The organism is Kitasatospora sp. NPDC091257, from assembly GCF_044757675.1.
In the GTDB taxonomy this organism is placed as follows: Bacteria; Actinomycetota; Actinomycetes; order Streptomycetales; family Streptomycetaceae; genus Kitasatospora; species Kitasatospora lactacystinica.
In genome coordinates, this window is record NZ_JBIVVI010000992.1 from 1 (window position 1) to 3465 (window position 3465).

A 3465-nucleotide genomic window follows, 5' to 3' on the forward strand; every position below is an offset into this window, starting at 1 on the left:
CTCCAACTCACCCACCAGGCCCGCCACATCGACGAACCCCCGCACACCGGCGACCTCACCGATCGCCACCCACTCCGACGAACCCACACCCTCCGCAACCGCCGGAACCGGCACCGGAACCGGCACCCAGTCCACCGCGAACAACGCCTCCGGCCCACCCTCACCGACCGGCCGAAGCGCCTCCGCCGAAACCTCCCGCAGTACCAGGGAGCCCACGGACGCGACAGGAGCGCCGAGTTCGTCGGCGGCCAGGATCGCCACACCGTCGGCCGCCGGACTCACCGCGACGCGCAGCGCGGACGCTCCGACGGCGTGCAACTGGACGCCGGTCCAGGCGAAGGGCAGTCGCGTCGCCCCGCCCTCGGCCTCGACCAGGCCGCTGACATGCAGCGCCGCGTCCAGCAGCGCCGGGTGCAGACCGAAACCGCCCGCCTCACCCGCCACCGCCTCGGGCAGCGCGACCTCCGCGTAGACGGTCTCACCCACCCGCCAGGCCGCACCCAGACCCCGGAACACCGGACCGTAGCCGTACCCGACCTCGGCCAGAGCCTCGTAGAAACCCTCCAGCGGCAACGCCGTGGCACCGGCCGGCGGCCAGGCGGCCAGATCGAACTCCGGCGCCCGCTCCTGCGCGGTCAGGGTTCCCACCGCGTGGCAGATCCACGGCGCGGTCCCGCCGGCGTCCGGCCGGGCGTGGATCTCCACCCGGCAGTCGCCCTCCTCGCCCGGGGCCGCCACCCGCACCTGGAGGTGCACGCCGCCCTGCTCGGGCAGCGGCAGCGGCGCCTGGAGCACCAGCTCCTCCAGGACCGGGCGGTCGATCTGCTCGCCCGCGCGCAACGCCATGTCCACGAGGGCCGTCCCCGGCACCAGCGCCTGGCCCTGGACAGCGTGGTCCGCGAGCCACGAGTGGGTGGCGAGCGACAGCCGTCCGGTCAGCAAAAGGCCGTTGTCTCCGGCCAGTTGAACCGCGGCGCCGAGCATCGGATGGCCGGCCGACAGCTGGCCGACCGAACCGGCGTCGCCGGACCGGACGGCCGGGCGCGGCCAGTAGCGCTCGCGCTGGAAGGCGTACGTCGGCAGTTCGAGCCGTCGGCCGGCCGGCAGCACGGCCCGCCAGTCGACGTCCGCGCCGGCCGTCCAGAGCCGGGCCAGGGCGGTCAGCGCGGTGCCCGACTCCTCCCGCTCACGGCGCAGCAGCGGCGCGAACACGGCCTCGGCAACCGCCTGTCCGGCCAGGCCGCTCAGCACCGCGTCCGGGCCCAGCTCCACGAAGCGGGTGACGCCCTGGCGACGAACGGTGTCGACGCCGTCGGCGAAGCGGACGGCCTCGCGGACCTGGCGCACCCAGTAGTCGGGGGTGGTGAGCAGGCCCGGCTCGGCGATCCCGCCGGTCAGGTTCGAGACGACCGGGATGCGCGGCTCGGCGAAGGTCAACCCGGCCAGCACGGCGGCGAATTCGGCGAGCATCGGCTCCATCAGGGCCGAGTGGAAGGCGTGCGAGACCGTCAGCCGGTTGGTCTTGCGGCCCTCGGCCTTCCAGCGGGCCGCGAGCTCCTCGACCACCTCGACGGGGCCGGAGAGCACCACGGAGGTCGGGCCGTTGACGGCGGCGACGTCCAGGCGGTCACCGATCTCCGCCCGCACCTCGGCCTCGGTGGCCTGCACCGCGAGCATCGCGCCGCCCTCGGGCAGCGCGTCCATCAGCCGGCCACGTGCCGCCACCAGGGCGCACGCGTCGGCGAGCGAGAACACTCCCGCCACATGGGCGGCGGCGATCTCGCCGATCGAGTGCCCGAGCAGGAAGTCGGGTGCCACGCCCCAGGATTCGAGCAGCCGGAAGGAGGCCACCTCGACCGCGAACAGCCCGGCCTGCGCCCACACCGTCCGGTCCAGATCCTCGACGCCGTCGAACACCACGTCCCCGACCGGCCGGTCGAGGAGCAGGTCCAGCTCCGCGCAGACCGCGTCGAAGGCCGCCGCGAAGGCCGGGAAGGCCTCGTAAAGGCCCCGGCCCATACCGACCCGCTGCGCACCCTGTCCCGTGAACAGGAACGCCGTCTGGCCTTCGACCGTCGCACCGGCGACCACGTGCGCCGACGGGGTGCCCGTCGTCACGGTGTCGAGCCCCTCGGCGAGGTCCGCCGCGTCCGCTCCGAGCACGACCGCGCGGTGGGCGAGCGCGGCCCGGCCGAGCAGGGCGTGGCCGAGGTCGGCCGGGTCCGGCTGCGGCCGACCGTCGGCCCCGTCGCCGGAGCCGAGGAAGGCCGCGAGCCGCTCGGCCTGGGCCCGCAGGGCGGGTTCGGTCCTGCCCGACAGCAGCCAGGGGACCACCGGCGGCGCCGCCGCCGTCCGCTCGGCCGGGGCAGGGCTCGGCACGGCCTCGATGATGACGTGGGCGTTGGTGCCGCTGATACCGAAGGAGGACACGCCCGCGCGGCGCGGCCGACCGTCCTCCGGCCACGGCCGGGCCCGCGTCAGCAGCTCGACCGCGCCCGCCGACCAGTCGACGTGCGGGGTGGGCTCGTCCACGTGCAGCGTGGCCGGGAGGACGCCGTGACGCATCGCCATGACCATCTTGATGATCCCGGCGACGCCGGCGGCGGCCTGGGTGTGCCCGATGTTGGACTTGATCGAGCCCAGCACCAGCGGGCTGCCCTCCGGCCGCCCCTGACCGTACGTGGCCAGCAGCGCCTGCGCCTCGATCGGGTCGCCGAGGCGGGTGCCGGTGCCGTGCGCCTCGACCACGTCCACGTCGGCGGTGGTCAGTCCGGCGGTGGCCAGTGCCTGGCGGATCACCCGCTCCTGTGCGGGGCCGTTGGGCGCGGTGAGGCCGTTGGAGGCGCCGTCCTGGTTGACGGCGCTGCCGCGCACCCGCGCCAGCACCCGGTGCCCGAGCCGCCGGGCGTCCGACAGCCGCTCGACCAGCAGCACGCCGACGCCCTCGCCCCAGCCCGTACCGTCCGCCGCGGCCGCGAAGGCCTTGCAGCGGCCGTCCGAGGCGAGCCCGCCCTGGCGGTCGAACTCGCCGAAGGTGGCCGGCGAGACCATCACCGTGACACCGCCCGCGAGCGCCATCGCGCACTCGCCGCGCTGCACCGCCTGGGCCGCCAGGTGGAGTGCCACCAGGGACGACGAGCAGGCGGTGTCCACCGTCACCGCCGGCCCCTCCAGGCCGAAGGAGTAGGCGACCCGGCCCGAGATCACGCTGTTGGCGGTGCCGGAGAGCAGGTGCCCCTCGGCTCCCTCGAAGCCGTGCGCGCCGCCCCCGCCGTAGCCGGAGGAGGAGGCGCCGACGAAGACACCGATCTGCCGGCCGCGCATCGAGCGCGGGTCCAGCTCGGCGGACTCGAAGGCCTCCCAGGCGGCTTCCAGCAGCAGCCGCTGCTGGGGGTCCATCGCCAGCGCCTCGCGCGGCGAGATGCCGAACAGCCTCGCGTCGAAGTCGGTCGCGTGCCGGAGGAA

The 3465-nt window shown here is 75.3% G+C and carries 1 protein-coding gene; it reads right to left on the reverse strand.

The features are described 5' to 3' along the window. The coding region (locus ACIQOV_RS33245) for a type I polyketide synthase (RefSeq protein ID WP_401054467.1) at window positions 1–3465 on the reverse strand (3465 nt) is incomplete at both ends.